The sequence below is a fragment of the Microbacterium sp. NPDC064584 genome, assembly GCF_040687315.1.
In the GTDB taxonomy this organism is placed as follows: domain Bacteria; phylum Actinomycetota; class Actinomycetes; order Actinomycetales; family Microbacteriaceae; genus Microbacterium; species Microbacterium lacus.
This window is the reverse complement of record NZ_JBFBMZ010000010.1, coordinates 67,534-82,070: the sequence shown is the minus strand read 5'-3', so window position 1 is coordinate 82,070 and position 14,537 is coordinate 67,534. Positions and strand designations below refer to the sequence as shown.

Below are 14,537 nucleotides of genomic sequence, written 5' to 3'. Positions count from 1 at the left end.
CCTCATGCCAGCCGCTCGAGCACGAGAGCCATGCCCTGGCCACCGCCGACGCACAGTGTCGCGAGTCCCAGGCGCCCGCCGCGGTCGTGTAACGCGTTGATCAGCGTGCCGACCAGCCGGGTGCCGGTTGCGCCGAACGGGTGGCCGATTGCGATCGCACCGCCATTCACGTTGACGCGTTCCGGATCGAGCCCGAGTTGACGCACCACCGGCACCACTTGCGCGGCGAATGCCTCGTTCAGCTCGATGAGGTCGATGTCGCCGATGCTGAGCTCGAGCCGGGACAGCAGCTTCTGTGTCGCGGTGATCGGCCCCAGGCCCATGATCTCGGGTGAGATCGCCGTCGCTGCCGAACCGAGAATCCGCGCGAGCGGAGTCAGGCCGAGTTCCGAGGCGCGCGAGGCGCTCATCAGGACCGCGGCCGAGGCTCCGTCGTTGAGAGGGCTCGCATTTCCGGCGGTCACTGTGCCGCCCTCTCGGAACACGGGCCGCAAGGCGGCGAGCCCTTCCATCGTGGTCCCGCGACGCGGTCCGTCATCGGCGCTCACGCTGCTTCCGTCGCGGCGTGTGTGGGGGGCGATCTCGCGGTCGAAAAAGCCGGCGTCAATCGCGGCGGCCGCGCGCGCCTGTGAATGCAGCGCCCATTCGTCTTGTTCGTGACGGGTCGTGCCCGTGAGACGGGCGACCAGTTCCGCCGTCTTTCCCATCGAGACGTAGACGTCTGGCGTGAGTCCCTCCGATCGAGGATCGTTCCAATCTTCGTCGGCCGCGAAGATCGCGTCGACGCGGCGGGCAGAAACCTCTGAGCCGGGATAGATGTTCGTAGAGTTCGGGGGAGTCGTGGAAGTCGACTCCATCCCGCCGACGAGGAAGGCGTCGCCGTCTTCCGCGCGAATCGCGCGAGCCGCGCCGGCAATGGCTTGCAGGGAAGAAGCGCAGAAGCGGTTTATCGTTGCGCCCGGCAGGCTGTCGTATCCCGCGTAGACCGCCACACGGCGGGCGGCGTTGTCGCCCTGGGCGCCCTCAGGCAGAGCGGTGCCGAGGTAGAAGTCGTCGAAGGTCGCGGGGTCCGCCGGGGGCATCGATGCGAGCACCGCGCGAACGGCAGTAAGCGCAAGATCCTCCGGTCGTTCACCGGCGAACGAACCCTTCTGCGCCCTGCCGAAGGCGGTCCGCCGGTAGGCCACCACGACGGCATCGTTGGGTGCGATCTCACTGGCCACGGCCGGGGTCCTCTCGCAGGCGAAGAACTTATTAAGTCCGACTCGTATCGTATCGTAATCTGGGACACGACACGTCAGGACCTCTTGGCCGTGGCGATCAGGCGCATGAACGTCTCTGGCAAAAGGAAGGGTCTGGCGTGCGGGGTCCAGCAGCGCCTGGATGCGAAGACCATCCATCATGGGCATCACCGGAATGACCTTGTCATCGGCGCTCAGCTCTTCACTGTCGTGGGTTGTCGCCAGTCGCCCACTGGACAGGTGTGTCCGCATCCGCTCGCGCCGTTGGATGAAGAAATCGTGCGCGGGGTGGTCGGGGTTGGTGGCGGCGACGGTCATGGCGAGCCAGTTCCGCTGCTGCTCGGGGTGGGCGAACTCCTCGCGGAGCACGGAGCTCAGCACCCGCTCCGCAGGTACCTGTGACCCCATGATCTTCCCCGCGAGATCTTCGTCGTCTTCGTTGATCCGCGGCGACGGTTCGGCACCTCGTGTCTGGTGCCGAACAGGCGGCAGCGACGTGCGGCTCATTGGCAATGAATAGGTCAAGGGCTCGAATCTCGTCTCAGTGGAGCGTCGGAACGCAGCGACTTATACCGTGAGGTCGCAGGTTCGATCGCTCGACTCGGGGCAGACGCTCTTGCTGTTCGCGGTCTCCAGACAGGGGGTCAGGGGTTCGAGTCCGGAAGTCGGCGTCAGCTTGCGTGGACATGACGGGATCCCAAGACCTCACAGCTCGCCGCAGAACGCGGTCGTCGGGAATTGGTGGTCGCAGCTTCAATTGGTCACCCTGGGCGTCGATCGCTTACTCGACTATCATTGTTGTAGCGCTACTCGATCGGCGATCCTCGACCGAACTGGTTCTCGCGACGAGTGGCACGCAGATGGCACGACCGTAGATCGGTGCCGCAAGATCCCCGAGATTCCGAGCTTCTTGGCTCAGCGGGCAAGAACTGGGACTTCTAGAAGCCTGCACGACGGCGCCCTCGCACGGATCACCCGATCCGTGTGAGGGCGCCGTCGTGTCGCCGTCCATAGAATGGCCGCGTCGTCGCCGGATGCCGTACTCTCGCGGGCACCGACGTGCGATCACCACGGAAGGACGACGGCGATGACCGACGACAAGAACGGCCCCGGCACCCCGCCGATCACGAAGCCGCCGTACGTGGCGCCCGCGTCGCCGTCGCGAACCCCGACGGCGCCGACCGCGACAGCACCCGCCGGCGTGACCCGCACATCGCTCATCGTGATCGGGGTCGCGATCGTCGTGCTCTCCTTCGTCGCGTCGTTCCTGGGCGCCACGCTGGCGCGCTCGGGTGGGGATGCCGAACCCGCGCCCGTCGCGACCGCCGAGCCGACTGCGTCACCGACGCCGCCCGACACCGGGGCCTACGAGGAGGCACTGAAGGAGATCCTGCCCGCCGGGTCGGCGGTCCGCGCGGGTGCCGGGGCGCCGGCATCCGGGAAGGGCTACGAGGGGGAGGTCTACATCGACCTCTCCACCGCGGATGTGTATCTCTTCCGCGACGGCGACTGGGTGAAGGTCGGCAACATCCGCACGTCCGCCGCGGAGAATCTCACCGGCGAGACGGGCGCGACCGGCGAGACCGGCGAGACGGGTGCGCCGGGGGCTCCGGGCACGCAGGTGCTGCTGGGCGTCGGTGCTCCGACGAACGAGACGTGTCAGAGCGACGGCGACGTCTACATCGACACCGCGACCGTCACGTTCTACGAGTGCGCCGCCGGCGCGTGGACGCCGTCCGGCCCGACCGCTCAGGTGCCTCAGCCGACGCCCACGACCGATTCGAACGGCTGAGCCGCCGGATCATTCGCCGCGGTGGGCCGCCAGGATCTGCTGCCAGTCCGCCGGCACCCGCTCCGCCGGACCGGGAACCGTCTGGCTCACCGGGTGGCTCTCCGGCGGGGCCAGCCGCGGACCCGAGGCCCAGTCGTCCGTCTCGTAGTCCCAGAACCAGTCCTCGCCCGGCTCGAAACTGCGCATGATCCGGTGGCCGGTCGCGCGGTAGTGCTTCGTGGCGTGGGTGCCGAGCGAATCGTCGCAGCATCCGATGTGCCCGCACCGCGCGCATCGCCGCAGGTGCACCCACCAGCTGCCGGTCTGCTCGCACTCGAGGCAGCCGGTGCCGCTCGGTGGGACGGAGGTGTCGATGAAGGACGACAGATCGGTCACGGGATCTCCCTGGTGGTCGTGTGGGCGATGCTATCGGCGGCCGGCTGCCGTCACCAACCGGTCGTCAGCACCCGATCCAGCGCGGCCACGAGCTCGTCGGCGCTGTCGCGGGTGAACACCATCGGCGGCTTGATCTTCAGGATGTTCTGATGATCACCCGTCGGCTGGGCGATCACGCCGAGCTCGCGCAGTCGTGCGCAGATCGCGGCGGTCTCCGCGGTCGCGGGCTCGCCGGATGCCCGCCGGAACTCCGGGCCGAGATAGAAGCCGGAACCGTGCACGGCCGCCAGAATCGGATGCCGCCGCCCGAGCTCCTGCAGGCGCTCCTTCAGGTAGCCGCCGACCTCGCGCGCGTTCCGCTGCAGCTCCTCGTCCCGGATGATGTCGAGCACCGTGAGTCCGACGATGCTCGAGACCGGGCTGCCGCCGGCGGAAGAGAAGAAGTAGCCGCCCGTGCGGTAGCGCTCGGCGATCTCGCGCGTGGTGATCACCGCGCCGAGAGGATGCCCGCTGCCCATCGCCTTCGCGACAGCGATCACGTCGGGGACGACACCCTGCTGCTCGAAGCCCCAGAACCATTCGCCGAGCCGCCCGTATCCGACCTGCACCTCGTCGGCGATCGCGAGCCCACCGTGCGCGCGCACCGCGCGGTAGACGGCGTCCAGGTAGCCGTCGGGCAGCATCACGCCGCCGGCGTTGCCGAACACCGTCTCAGCGATGAAGGCGCCGACAGGGGTGCCTTCGGCAGCGAGCTCCTCCACACGCGCCACGGCATCGGCGGTGTACGCGCCGTCGCCGGTCGGAGCGGGAACCGTGTGCACCCAGTCGGGGCGCGTCTGCAGGGCAGCCGGGTTGTCCGCGATCGAGGTCGAGACGGCATCCGTCAGATAGGTCCAGCCGTGGTACGCCTCGCGCACGGCCAGCACGTCACGGCGCCCCGACCACGCCTGCCCGAGTCGCAACGCGAGATCGACCGCCTCCGATCCGCTGTTGACGAGGAAGACGGTGTCCAGCGGATCGGGCGCGAGGGCGGCGAGGCGCTCGGAGAACTCCACGACCGCCGGGTAGTGGAACCGGGAGTTCGTGTTGAGCAGGCGCCACTGCGCCGCGACCGCCTCCACGAGTCGCGGATGGGCGTGCCCGACCGAGGTGACGTTGTTGAGCGTGTCGAGGTAGACCCGGCCGTCGGTGTCGATGAGGTGCTCGCGCCACCCGCGCACCATCACCGGCGGATCGGCGAAGTAGTGTTCCTGCACGTCGGCGAATGATGCCTCGCGTCGGGCGAGGAGATCGTCGGAGCCCACGGGGGCCGGAGTCAGACCGGGAATGAGCGCGGACGGGTCCGCGACGACCGTGCGCCAGGCGGGGACGAAGGATGCCGGGGCGAAGCGCGGCGCGGAGATCCCGGCGCGGGTCACCTGGATCCAGATCCGGCCCGCGGTCTCGCCGATCGCCTGACCTGCCGCGACCTCGGTGTCGGCGGGAATGATCGCGCGGCATCCGTCGATCGTCACTGCGTGGGTGTCGGTGCGCAGCTCGAGGCCGTCATCGGTCGGATGGACCGTTCCCGGCCACGGAGCGGTGAGCTGCGTCGCGTCCGGGAGCTGCAGCTCGACACCGAGCGCAACGGTCGCGGGCTCGGACGGAGCGCCCGGACGCGAGCGGGTCAGGCGCGCCTCGCCGAACCGTGCGGCGCTCGGGCCGGCGGCGAAGAGCTCGTCCTCGGCCGAATCGCTCAGCCAGCGGCCCTCGTCGAGCAGGGGACTGGTCGGTGACAGGTCGACGATCGAGACGGACGGGGAGCCCGAGAGCAGCGGGGACGACGCGGGAAGGTCGAGAGTCACCGTCTCATGTCCGGTCGCGGCACGCACGAGTGCTGTCGCCACCTCGAGCGGCACGGAGGTCGCCTGGCGCAGGATCTCACGCTCGTGCAGCAGGTTCTCGGCCGCGTACTCGTTCGTCGGATCCGTCGCGATCACGTGGTGGGCGCTGGCCACCAGGACGGCGCCGCGGACGACGACGAGCGGCCAGAGGGCGTCCGCTTCAGCTGAGCTGAGCGGGCGGACGGCGTGATAGGCGGCGATCGCGCTAGTGGCCCGGGCGAGATCCATGCCGTCGTGGTGGAGGAGCGAGGACACGGTGATCGCGAGCTCGCCGACCGTCCACGTGCGGTTCAGGTCGCCGAGGTCGATCACGCCGTCGGGGACGCGCGTGACCGGATCGCCGGCGACGACGTTGTCGTCGGTCAGGTCGCCGTGGATGAACTGCGAGGGGAGGCGGTCGGCGAGCCCGGCCACCACCTGCCATGCCGCGTCGGCGGCTCGGGACAGGCTCTCGCGCAGGTCGGCGTCCGTGACGTATTCGCCAAGCTCGGCGAGGACGCCCGGCGCTTCGCGCAGATCCCACTGGTGCGTCCGCTCAGCGGCGGGGGCCACCAGGTCTCCCAGCGCGACGTCGACCGCGGCCGCCAGTGCCCCGATCTCGCGCACGGCGGCGGGGGAGAGATAGCCGGACAGCGTCTCACCCTCGAGGAACTCCAGGAGGCGGGCCTGCATCGTGACACCCTCCACCACGACGGGGCGGACCGTGGATCCGTCGGCGAACCGCACCGCGCGCGGCGCGCGCACGCCTGCTCGCACGATCGCGTCCGCCGCGGCGGACTGGGCTTCGAGCTCGGCCGCCGTGACACTCGGGTTCGCGATCTTCAGCAGCACCCGCGGCGCGGCGTCCGCCGGGGTGATCAGGAAGTTGCGGTCCTGATGACTGCCGAGCGCCCGCGCCGCGCCGCGCACGCCCCACAGATCGCGCGCGAGGACCGCGGCGGTTTCCTCATCGATCTCGGGCGGGGCCGGCTGGACGAGGGCGTCCGAGGTGTCGGTCATGCGGTGTTCTCCGTCGGTCGGGATGCGACGAGGCTACCGTTCCCGCCGCAGCCGGGAATACGCCGTGCGCCGTGGCGTTCAACTTGATACGAGTTCACTCAACTACCTAGAGTTGATACGTAACGACTCATGTTTCACCCAGGGAGAGAAATGCCCGACGACTTCACCCCGCAGGATGCCGAGAACGGCGCGAGCGCGTTCGACGAGTTCCTGTCGCGCTACCTCGACGGTGAGCGCGCCCGCGCGTCCCGGTCGATCGACCTGACGCGGTTCCTCAGCGCCCGGACGCAGGAGCTCCTGCAGCAGGCGGGAGCCTTCGCCCTCGCCCGCGGGCAGCGCGAACTCGACGCCCTCCACGTGCTGCGCATCCTCGTCGACGAGTCGCCCGCGAAGGACGCCGTCCAGCGCATCGGCGCTGACCCCGCGGCGATCGTCCGTGCGGTCGAACAGCGGCTGCCGCAGGCCTCCGACCCCGCCGACGTCGACGGGGCCGTCGTGACCCCATCGGTGCAGCGGGCGCTGTTCCACGCCTTCCAGGTTGCGCGGTCCTCCGGATCGACCTACCTCGACCCCGAGCACCTCTTCTTCGCGCTCGTCCTCGGGCAGGACACGCCCGCCGGGCAGATCCTCGCGCACGCCGGCGTCACCGCGGACGCACTGCTGCAGGGTGCCCGCGAGACCGTCACCCCGGGTGCCGCGCCCGCATCCGCACCGGAGGCGGAGGATCCGGCATCCGACACGCCCATGCTGGATCGCTTCGGCACCGACCTCACATCCCGCGCTCGTGAGGGTGGGATGGACCCGGTGATCGGACGCGAGGACGAGATCGAGCAGACGATCGAGATCCTCAGCCGCCGCACGAAGAACAACCCTGTCCTCGTCGGCGAGGCCGGTGTCGGCAAGACCGCGATCGTCGAGGGGCTCGCGCAGGCGATCGTCGCCGGCGCCGTGCCTGAGCAGCTACGGGACAAGCGCGTGATCGCACTGGATCTGCCGGCCATGCTCGCGGGCACGCGCTACCGCGGCGACTTCGAAGAGCGCCTCACCAAGACGATGGACGAGGTCGCCACGCGATCCGGCGAGATCATCCTCTTCATCGACGAGGTGCACACCGTCGCCGGCGCCGGAGGTGGCGGCGAGGGGGCGATGGATGCGGGGAACATCCTCAAGCCCCGCCTCGCTCGGGGCGACCTGCACCTCGTGGGCGCCACGACGCTCAAGGAGTACCGCGTGATCGAGAAGGATCCCGCGCTGGAGCGCCGCTTCCAGCCGGTGCGCGTCGGCGAGCCGAGCCTCGAGGACGCCGTGCTGATCCTGCGCGGCCTGCGACCCGCCTATGAGGAGCACCACGGCGTGCGCTTCACCGACGACGCGCTGCGCGCCGCGGTCGAGCTCAGCGACCGCTACCTCACCGAGCGTGTGCTGCCCGACAAGGCGATCGACCTGATCGACCAGGCCGGCGCGCGACTGCGCCTGCGGCTCGGTGTGCAGGTCGACACCCAGGCGCTCGTGGCGCGGCTGGCCGAGCTCGAGGCCGACAAGAACGCGGCGGTGAGCGCGGAGAAGTACGAGGAAGCCTCGCGGATCCGCGACCAGATCACCGAGGTCCAGGCGCGTCTGCAGGAGGCCACCGCCCGCCCGTCCGCGGACGCCGTCGTCGGGGAGCCCGAGATCGCGGCGGTCATCAGCCGGGCGACCGGCATCCCGGCGGCGCGGCTGACCGAGACGGAGCGCGAGCGCCTGGCGACGCTCGAGGACGACCTCCACGCGCGCGTGATCGGGCAGGACGCGGCCGTGACCGCCGTCGCCAAGGCCGTGCGGCGCAATCGCACCGGCATGGGAGACGCGCGCCGTCCCGTCGGCTCGTTCCTGTTCCTCGGCCCGACGGGTGTCGGCAAGACCGAGCTCGCGAAGGCCCTCGCTGCGGACCTGTTCGACGATGAGACCGCCGTGATCCGGTTCGACATGAGCGAGTACGGCGAGCGGCACACCGTCTCTCGTCTGGTCGGTGCCCCTCCCGGATACGTCGGCTACGACGAGGCCGGGCAGCTGACCGAGCGCGTGCGGCGAAACCCCTACTCGATCGTCCTGTTCGACGAGATCGAGAAGGCGCACCCCGACGTGTTCAACCTGCTGCTGCAGGTGCTCGATGACGGGCGCCTGACCGATGGCCAGGGGCGGACGGTGGACTTCCGCAACACCGTGATCGTGATGACCTCCAACATCGGCAGCGAGTTCCTCGCGTCGCGCTCCGGCGCGATCGGCTTCATCGCCGACGGCGGGGGAGCGACCGGGTTCGGCAGTGAGGACGACCTGCGCGTCCGCGTGATGGGTCGGCTCCGCGAAGCGATGCGGCCCGAGTTCCTGAACCGGATCGACGAGATCGTGCTCTTCCGCAAGCTCGAGAAGACGCAGCTGCGCGAGATCGTCCGGCTCATGCTGGGCGCGACGACGCGGCGCCTGAACGCTCGCGAGGTCTCGATCGAGGTGACGGATGCCGCCGTGGACTGGCTGGCCGAGCACGGGTACGAGCCCGAGTACGGCGCGCGGCCGCTGCGCCGGCTGATCCAGCGCGAGGTCGACGACCGGATCGCCGACCTGTTCGTGAGCGGTTCGCTGACCGACGGCGGGGCCGTGACGGTCGATGCGGTCGACGGTGCGCTCGCCGTGCGCTCGGCGGGTGTCCTCGCGACGGCGGCCTGACCCCGGCTGCCCGGGTTCGGGGCGCAGAACGCCCTGTGGGGCGCGATTCTCGCGCCCCACAGGTCGTTTTCGCGCCCCGAATCCGCATGAGCGTGCAGTCGCAGGGCTCGGTGGGCGGCATCCGTCGGCACCGGCAGGACTGGGCGACGGATCGTGTCCACCGAGCGTCAGACCCGTTCACTCGGTGGGCGATATCGGCCGTGTGAGCAACGGTCGAGCGGCGGATGCCGTCCACCGAGCGCGGCGCGCGGCCGGTCCGGCCCCTTCGGCGGAGGGCGCGCCGCTCCCGGCACGTGCACGATGTCGCTGCACGTCTCCTGCCACGTGCCGCGAGCCCTGCCACGTGCCACGAGTCGGGGCACCTGGCCTCAGGGTCAGGGTGCGGGGGCGGGCTCGCGCAGCGAGCGGGCGAGCACGGTCGCTCCGGCGACGGCGGCGGGCATCGTCGCCACGGCGCCGAGCGGGATCAGGAAGCACAGCTGCGTCGCGACGCCGAAGCCCAGCACCCGGGCGCGTCGGCCGCGGAGCAGGGCGCTCCGGGCAGCGCGGTCGAGGCCGCGGGCTTCGAGGGCGCGTGAGGACAGCTCGTCGGCGATCAGCCACCCGGTGAGGGCGACGCCGGTGACGGTGGCGAGCACGCCACCCACCGCGGGGATCAGTCCGATGAGGGCGGCGAGCAGCGCGACCGCCATGCCGCGGACGAACAGCCACAGCGCGTCCGCGACCGAACGCCAGAATCCGGTGCCGCGGTCGATGTCGTCGGGCCCCAGGTCGCGCTCGACCGCTCGCCAGATGCGCTCGTAGAACGGGTCGCCCACGACGAGGGTCAGGGCGGTGAACGAGATCGCCACGAGGACGAGCGCGGCGCCGATCATCGCCGTGCCGATCGCGGCGCGCACGACGATCGCCCACAGTCCCGGCCAGCCGTCGGCGAACGGAGTGACCGCGACCGTGATCCCCGGGAGCGTCGCGGCGAGCGCGACGACGCCCGCGAGGAGAAGGATGCCGACGATCGCGGCCGGCACGAGGCCGAGTGCCATCATCCCGGGCCGGCGGCGCCAGAAGGCGAACCCGCGACCGAGCAGGGCCATGCCCGCGAAAAACTCACGCACCGGCTCAGCCTAGGCTGGAAGCCTCGCCACCCGAACGAGGAGCACCGTGTTCCGGACCCCGCTGAACCTCTTCCGCGTCCTCGCGATCGCCGAGGCGATCTCGTGGACTCTGCTGATCGCGGGGCTGATCCTGCGCGCCGTGGGCGATGTCGCCCTCGCGGTGACGATCGGCGGCGGCATCCACGGGTTCGTCTTCCTGTCCTACGGAGCGACGGCCGTCCTGGTCGCGAAGAATCAGCGCTGGGGCGCGTGGCCGACGATCGTCGCGATCGCGAGCGCGGTGATCCCGTACGCCACGATCCCCACCGAACTCTGGTTGCACCGCACCGGCCGGCTGCAGGGTGACTGGCGTCTCGAGGAGACCGATGACCCGCGCGACACGCGCTGGCACGACCGGCTCATGCGCGCACTGCTGCGCCGCCCGTGGGTCTTGGCGGTGCTGATCGCCGCGGCCGTCGTCCTGCTCTTCACGGTGCTGCTGATCCTCGGTCCGCCCGGCGGCCGCGAGTAGCGCTCACGTGCGCGCCGGCAGCTCCTGGAGTGTCCACGTGTTGCCGTCGGGGTCGGCGAACGTCACGAACCGCCCCCAGGACTGCGGATCGACGTCGGAAGCGTCCACACCCACGGAGCGCAGATGCGCGAGCGCCTCATCGGCGTCCGGCACGACGACCTGAATCGTGTTCTGCTGCCCCGGTTCGAGCCGGATCCCGAGCCCGTCGCCGAACGCGATCGAACAGGCCGACCCCGGCGGCGTCATCTGCACGAATCGCAGCCCCTCGAAGGGCACCTGGTCGTGGTCGGCGTGGAAGTCGATCCGTTCGTAGAACTCCTTCGCCCTATCGACATCGGTCACCGGGACGAAGATGAGCTCGATCCGCCAGTCCATGCTGCCGCCTTCCGTCGGGAGCGCCGTCGCGCCCGGTCAGAGGCTACAGCGGGGCGCCGACACTGCTCAGGCGGAGCGGAAGCGTCGCAGCGTCTCGGCGACGAGCGCGTGATCGACGACGTCCGGCTCGCCGGACATCGTGATCGTGCCGACCACCTCACCGTCGACGAAGATCGGCACTGATCCGCCGTGTGCGCGGAACACGTCGTGGTCGATGTCGGTCCGGTCCGCGAACGGCGTCCCTGCCTCCTCGTGCCGGCGCCGCACGAGCAGCGACGGCTCGCCGAAGCGCTCAGCCACCGCGGCCTTGCCCGCCAGCCACGGATCATTGCCCGGGCCGGTCGTGCCGAGTTTCGCGACGAACACGACATCTCCGCGCAGCACGATCCGCACCGCGAGGTTCGCCCGGTGGTGGCGGATCACCTCCACCCCGAGCAGCCCCAGCGCGACGGCGTCGTCGTTGTCGAAGCGCTCCGGCTCGAAGCGGGGCACCGCCTCCAGATCGGCCACCGTGAACACCGGCAGTGCGGTCATGGTCTGGTCACCTCCAACGCGCTGATGCCCGGCATCCCGAACCACATCCGCCCCGTGTCGCTCTCGACGAACGTCGCGAGGATCGCGTCGCAGTGCGGGCAGCGCACGACGGAACCCATCGCCGACACGTAGACCACGGCGCCCGCGAGGGCTCCGTGCGAACCGCAGCCCGCGCAGCGCGCGTCCGCGGCGGTGGCGTCCCACCCGAGCGCGTCCACGAGCCGGCCCGCCAGCACATTGCCGTCCAGTCTGGTCATCACGATCCTCCGAATCGCTCGGTGCGCACATCCCCGGGCCGGTGCCCGAGCTCGAGCAGCCAATCGGCCACAGTCTCCACGAACGGCGTCGGTCCGCAGACGAAGATCCGTGGGGCGGATGCCGCCGGCACGGTGACCGCCTCGAGCAGGTCCTTCGTGACCCGACCGGCCGGTGCGGGCCAGCCGGACGGCACACGGCGGGTGTAGACGAAATCCAGCGCGAGCCCGGCCGCCCGGAGCGCCGTCAGCTCGGGACGGAAGAACACGTCGTCGGGCGTGCGCACCGAGTACAGCATCCGGAATTCGGTGGCGTCCCCCGCTGCGTCGTGCGCCGACGCCATCGCATAGAGGGGCACGACCCCGGAGCCGCCGGCGATGAGCTGAACCGGTCGCTGCGGCTCGGCGCCGACCGGAGGCCTCCAGACGAAGAACGCACCCAGCGGGCCGTGCAGCTCGACCTGGTCGCCCACCTGCAGATCGTGCACGAGGAACGGCGAGACCTCCCCGGTGGGCACTTCGTCGACCGCCAGCACCACACGGGTCTCCGAGCCGGCCGAGGCGATCGAATACGACCTGGTCGCCTGATAGCCGTCCGCCGCGGTCAGGCGCACGTCGAGGTGCGCGCCCGCGTCGTTGCCGGGCCAGGTGGGGACATCGAGCTCGATGCGCCGCGCGGTCGCGGTCTCGGGACGCGTCGACGCCACCGTCGCGACGTGCCAGGCGGCGCGTGGCGCCGTCGCCGGAATCGACGCGGGGGCACTCACCAGTACCGCTCCTCCTGCCACGGATCGCCGTGCAGGTGGTAGCCGTTCTGCTCCCAGAATCCGGGATCGTCGGTGGGCATGGTCACCAGACCTCGCACCCACTTCGCGCTCTTCCAGAAGTACAAATGCGGTACCAGCAGGCGTGCCGGCCCACCGTGCTCGGGATCGAGGGGCTCACCGTCCGCTTCGAACGCGATCCAGCTCTTGCCGTCCAGCAGATCCTCCAGCGGCACGTTCGTCGTGTATCCGCCGTACGAATGCGCCATCACGTACTCGTGGTCGGTCTCGACGTGCTCCCAGATGCGGTCCAGCGGCACGCCCCGCCACGGCATCTCGAGCTTGGTCCAGTGCGTCACGCAGTGGATATCGGTCGTGATGTCCTCCAGGCCCAGTGCGCGCAGCTCTTCCCAGTTCCAGCGCTGCGTACCGTTCTCGGTGCGCACCGAGAACTCCCACTCCGCCGTGTCGATCTCCGGGGTGGGGCCTGCGGAGAGGACGGGCCAGTCGGAGACGAGGGTCTGACCGGGAGGAAGCCGCGGGTCGCGCTCGCCGCGCCTGCCGGTGAAGCCTCGAGTGATGAACGACATGATGCCCCTTCCCGCCGGAGACGTTCCGCTGTCGATCACCCTAGCCAGGCCGAGGCCCGGGCGGGGACGCATAGGCTGAACTCATGTCGACGCTTCTGGGGATGCCGCGGATCCACCACGACCCCGCGGGCGCTCCCGACACCACGGGTCGACCCGCTACGTCGGCGCTCGTCGACACGTTCGGACGCGTCGCGCACGACCTCCGCATCTCGGTCACCGAGAAGTGCTCCCTGAGGTGCACCTACTGCATGCCGGCCGAAGGGCTGCCGAGCATCCCGAAGGCCGATCTGCTGACCGCGGCCGAGATCGCGCGACTCGTCGGCCTCGCGGGGCGGGAGCTCGGCATCCGAGAGGTGCGCTTCACGGGCGGCGAGCCGCTCACGCGTGCGGATCTCGTGCAGATCGTGGCGCTGTCCTCGGCGGCCGCGCCCGGCATGCCGATGTCGATGACCACGAACGGCATCGGCCTCGACAAGGTCGCTCCGGCGCTCGTGGCGGCCGGGCTCGGCCGCGTGAACATCTCGATCGACACGATCGATCGCGAGCACTTCGCCAGACTCACCCGCCGCGACCGACTGCCCGCGGTCTTCGCCGGCATCGACGGCGCCGTCCGCGCGGGCATGGGACCGATCAAGCTCAACGCGGTGCTCATGCGCGAGACTCTCGAGGACGCCCCCGACCTGCTCGGCTGGGCGATCGAGCGCGGCCTGCGGCTGCGCTTCATCGAGCAGATGCCGCTGGATGCGGACGCCGCGTGGCGCCGGGCGAACATGGTTCCCGCCGCGGAGCTGGTCGAGGTCCTCTCGCGGCGGTTCACGCTCGTCGAGGCCGGACGCGAGGACCCCTCCGCACCGGCGGAGGAGTGGACGGTCGACGGTGGGCCGGCGACCGTCGGCATCATCGCGTCGGTCACGCGCTCCTTCTGCGGGGCCTGCGATCGCACGCGCATCACGGCGGAGGGCACGGTGCGCTCGTGCCTGTTCGGCGACGACGAGACTGATCTGCGGGCGCTGCTGCGCAGCGGAGCCGGTGACGCCGAGATCGCGGACCGCTGGCGCGCGGCGATGTGGGGCAAGCAGGCCGGGCACGGCATCGCCGACCCCGGCTTCGTCCCACCCGAGCGGTCGATGGGCGCGATCGGTGGCTGACGTGCACGTGCGGTACTTCGCGGCCGCCGCGGATGCCGCCGGCCGACGCGAAGAGAGCCTCCAGGTCGACGGTGCCACGGTGGGTGCCCTGCGCGCGGCGTTGCAGGAGCGCTACGGCGAGCCGATGGAGCGCGTGCTGCGCACCGGGTCGATCCTCGTGGACGGGGTGGTCGGCCGCGACCCCGACCGCGCGCTCGGCGCCACGGCTGACGTCCTGCCGCGCTTCTCGGGTGGCTGATCTCCGTTTCAGTATCAG

14 protein-coding genes are annotated in these 14,537 nt (G+C 70.6%); 5 read left to right on the top strand and 9 right to left on the bottom strand.

Annotated elements, in window-relative coordinates:
- Nucleotides 1-2: 2 nt before the first annotated feature.
- The gene (locus tag AB0P18_RS14075; protein WP_363360550.1) at nucleotides 3-1,748 is read right to left on the bottom strand and encodes an acetyl-CoA C-acyltransferase; all 1,746 of its coding nucleotides are present in this window, start codon (nucleotides 1,746-1,748) and stop codon (nucleotides 3-5) included.
- Nucleotides 1,749-2,328: 580 nt separating this feature from the next.
- Here AB0P18_RS14075 and AB0P18_RS14070 point away from each other — a divergent pair.
- Nucleotides 2,329-3,033, top strand: coding sequence for a hypothetical protein (locus AB0P18_RS14070; RefSeq protein WP_363360549.1), 705 nt, complete (start codon nucleotides 2,329-2,331; stop codon nucleotides 3,031-3,033).
- Nucleotides 3,034-3,042: 9 nt separating this feature from the next.
- Here the strand turns inward: AB0P18_RS14070 and AB0P18_RS14065 are convergent, their stop codons facing one another.
- Both AB0P18_RS14065 and AB0P18_RS14060 read right to left on the bottom strand, forming a co-directional pair.
- Nucleotides 3,043-3,399: a UBP-type zinc finger domain-containing protein gene (locus AB0P18_RS14065; protein WP_344055850.1), complete on the bottom strand. Its 357-nt coding sequence runs from the start codon at nucleotides 3,397-3,399 to the stop codon at nucleotides 3,043-3,045.
- A gap of 59 nt (nucleotides 3,400-3,458) precedes the next feature.
- The gene (locus AB0P18_RS14060) at nucleotides 3,459-6,290 is read right to left on the bottom strand and encodes an aminotransferase (RefSeq protein WP_363360548.1); all 2,832 of its coding nucleotides are present in this window, start codon (nucleotides 6,288-6,290) and stop codon (nucleotides 3,459-3,461) included.
- A 150-nt stretch (nucleotides 6,291-6,440) separates the two neighbouring features.
- Here AB0P18_RS14060 and AB0P18_RS14055 point away from each other — a divergent pair, with 150 nt between their 5' ends.
- Complete coding sequence (locus AB0P18_RS14055) at nucleotides 6,441-8,993, top strand: ATP-dependent Clp protease ATP-binding subunit (RefSeq protein ID WP_363360547.1); 2,553 nt, start codon at nucleotides 6,441-6,443, stop codon at nucleotides 8,991-8,993.
- Nucleotides 8,994-9,367: 374 nt separating this feature from the next.
- On the opposite strand, the gene AB0P18_RS14050 is transcribed toward AB0P18_RS14055, so the two are convergent.
- Nucleotides 9,368-10,105, bottom strand: coding sequence for an EI24 domain-containing protein (locus AB0P18_RS14050; RefSeq protein WP_363360546.1), 738 nt, complete (start codon nucleotides 10,103-10,105; stop codon nucleotides 9,368-9,370).
- A gap of 46 nt (nucleotides 10,106-10,151) precedes the next feature.
- Between AB0P18_RS14050 and AB0P18_RS14045 the strand changes: the two genes are divergently transcribed.
- Nucleotides 10,152-10,616 (top strand): DUF3817 domain-containing protein, encoded by a 465-nt coding sequence (locus tag AB0P18_RS14045; protein ID WP_363360545.1) that lies wholly within the window; start codon nucleotides 10,152-10,154, stop codon nucleotides 10,614-10,616.
- Between the two features lie 3 nt (nucleotides 10,617-10,619).
- Here the strand turns inward: AB0P18_RS14045 and AB0P18_RS14040 are convergent, their stop codons facing one another.
- The 5 genes from AB0P18_RS14040 to AB0P18_RS14020 form a co-directional block, all read right to left on the bottom strand.
- Complete coding sequence (locus tag AB0P18_RS14040) at nucleotides 10,620-10,991, bottom strand: VOC family protein (protein WP_363360544.1); 372 nt, start codon at nucleotides 10,989-10,991, stop codon at nucleotides 10,620-10,622.
- Between the two features lie 66 nt (nucleotides 10,992-11,057).
- Nucleotides 11,058-11,525: a heme-binding protein gene (locus AB0P18_RS14035; RefSeq protein ID WP_363360543.1), complete on the bottom strand. Its 468-nt coding sequence runs from the start codon at nucleotides 11,523-11,525 to the stop codon at nucleotides 11,058-11,060.
- Entirely contained in the window at nucleotides 11,522-11,782 is a 261-nt protein-coding gene (locus tag AB0P18_RS14030) for a DUF6510 family protein (protein ID WP_344054695.1), read from the bottom strand. The genes AB0P18_RS14035 and AB0P18_RS14030 overlap by 4 nt, the downstream gene beginning before the upstream one ends.
- Complete coding sequence (locus AB0P18_RS14025) at nucleotides 11,782-12,546, bottom strand: FAD-binding oxidoreductase (protein ID WP_363360542.1); 765 nt, start codon at nucleotides 12,544-12,546, stop codon at nucleotides 11,782-11,784. The genes AB0P18_RS14030 and AB0P18_RS14025 overlap by 1 nt, the downstream gene beginning before the upstream one ends.
- Nucleotides 12,543-13,133, bottom strand: coding sequence for a molybdopterin-dependent oxidoreductase (locus AB0P18_RS14020; RefSeq protein WP_344054691.1), 591 nt, complete (start codon nucleotides 13,131-13,133; stop codon nucleotides 12,543-12,545). The genes AB0P18_RS14025 and AB0P18_RS14020 overlap by 4 nt, the downstream gene beginning before the upstream one ends.
- Nucleotides 13,134-13,216: 83 nt before the next feature.
- Between AB0P18_RS14020 and moaA the strand changes: the two genes are divergently transcribed.
- Complete coding sequence (gene moaA / locus AB0P18_RS14015; protein ID WP_344054689.1) at nucleotides 13,217-14,281, top strand: GTP 3',8-cyclase MoaA; 1,065 nt, start codon at nucleotides 13,217-13,219, stop codon at nucleotides 14,279-14,281.
- The gene (locus AB0P18_RS14010; protein WP_363360541.1) at nucleotides 14,274-14,519 is read left to right on the top strand and encodes a MoaD/ThiS family protein; all 246 of its coding nucleotides are present in this window, start codon (nucleotides 14,274-14,276) and stop codon (nucleotides 14,517-14,519) included. The genes moaA and AB0P18_RS14010 overlap by 8 nt, the downstream gene beginning before the upstream one ends.
- Nucleotides 14,520-14,537: the final 18 nt, after the last annotated feature.

Coding starts and splice junctions, on each gene's coding strand:
- AB0P18_RS14075 (WP_363360550.1), bottom strand. CDS start 1,748: ATGAGCCGCACGTCGCTGCCGCCTGTTCGGCACCAGACACGAGGTGCC.
- AB0P18_RS14070 (WP_363360549.1), top strand. CDS start 2,329: ATGACCGACGACAAGAACGGCCCCGGCACCCCGCCGATCACGAAGCCG.
- AB0P18_RS14060 (WP_363360548.1), bottom strand. CDS start 6,290: ATGACCGACACCTCGGACGCCCTCGTCCAGCCGGCCCCGCCCGAGATC.
- AB0P18_RS14055 (WP_363360547.1), top strand. CDS start 6,441: ATGCCCGACGACTTCACCCCGCAGGATGCCGAGAACGGCGCGAGCGCG.
- AB0P18_RS14040 (WP_363360544.1), bottom strand. CDS start 10,991: ATGGACTGGCGGATCGAGCTCATCTTCGTCCCGGTGACCGATGTCGAT.
- AB0P18_RS14035 (WP_363360543.1), bottom strand. CDS start 11,525: ATGACCGCACTGCCGGTGTTCACGGTGGCCGATCTGGAGGCGGTGCCC.
- AB0P18_RS14030 (WP_344054695.1), bottom strand. CDS start 11,782: ATGACCAGACTGGACGGCAATGTGCTGGCGGGCCGGCTCGTGGACGCG.
- AB0P18_RS14020 (WP_344054691.1), bottom strand. CDS start 13,133: ATGTCGTTCATCACTCGAGGCTTCACCGGCAGGCGCGGCGAGCGCGAC.
- moaA (WP_344054689.1), top strand. CDS start 13,217: ATGTCGACGCTTCTGGGGATGCCGCGGATCCACCACGACCCCGCGGGC.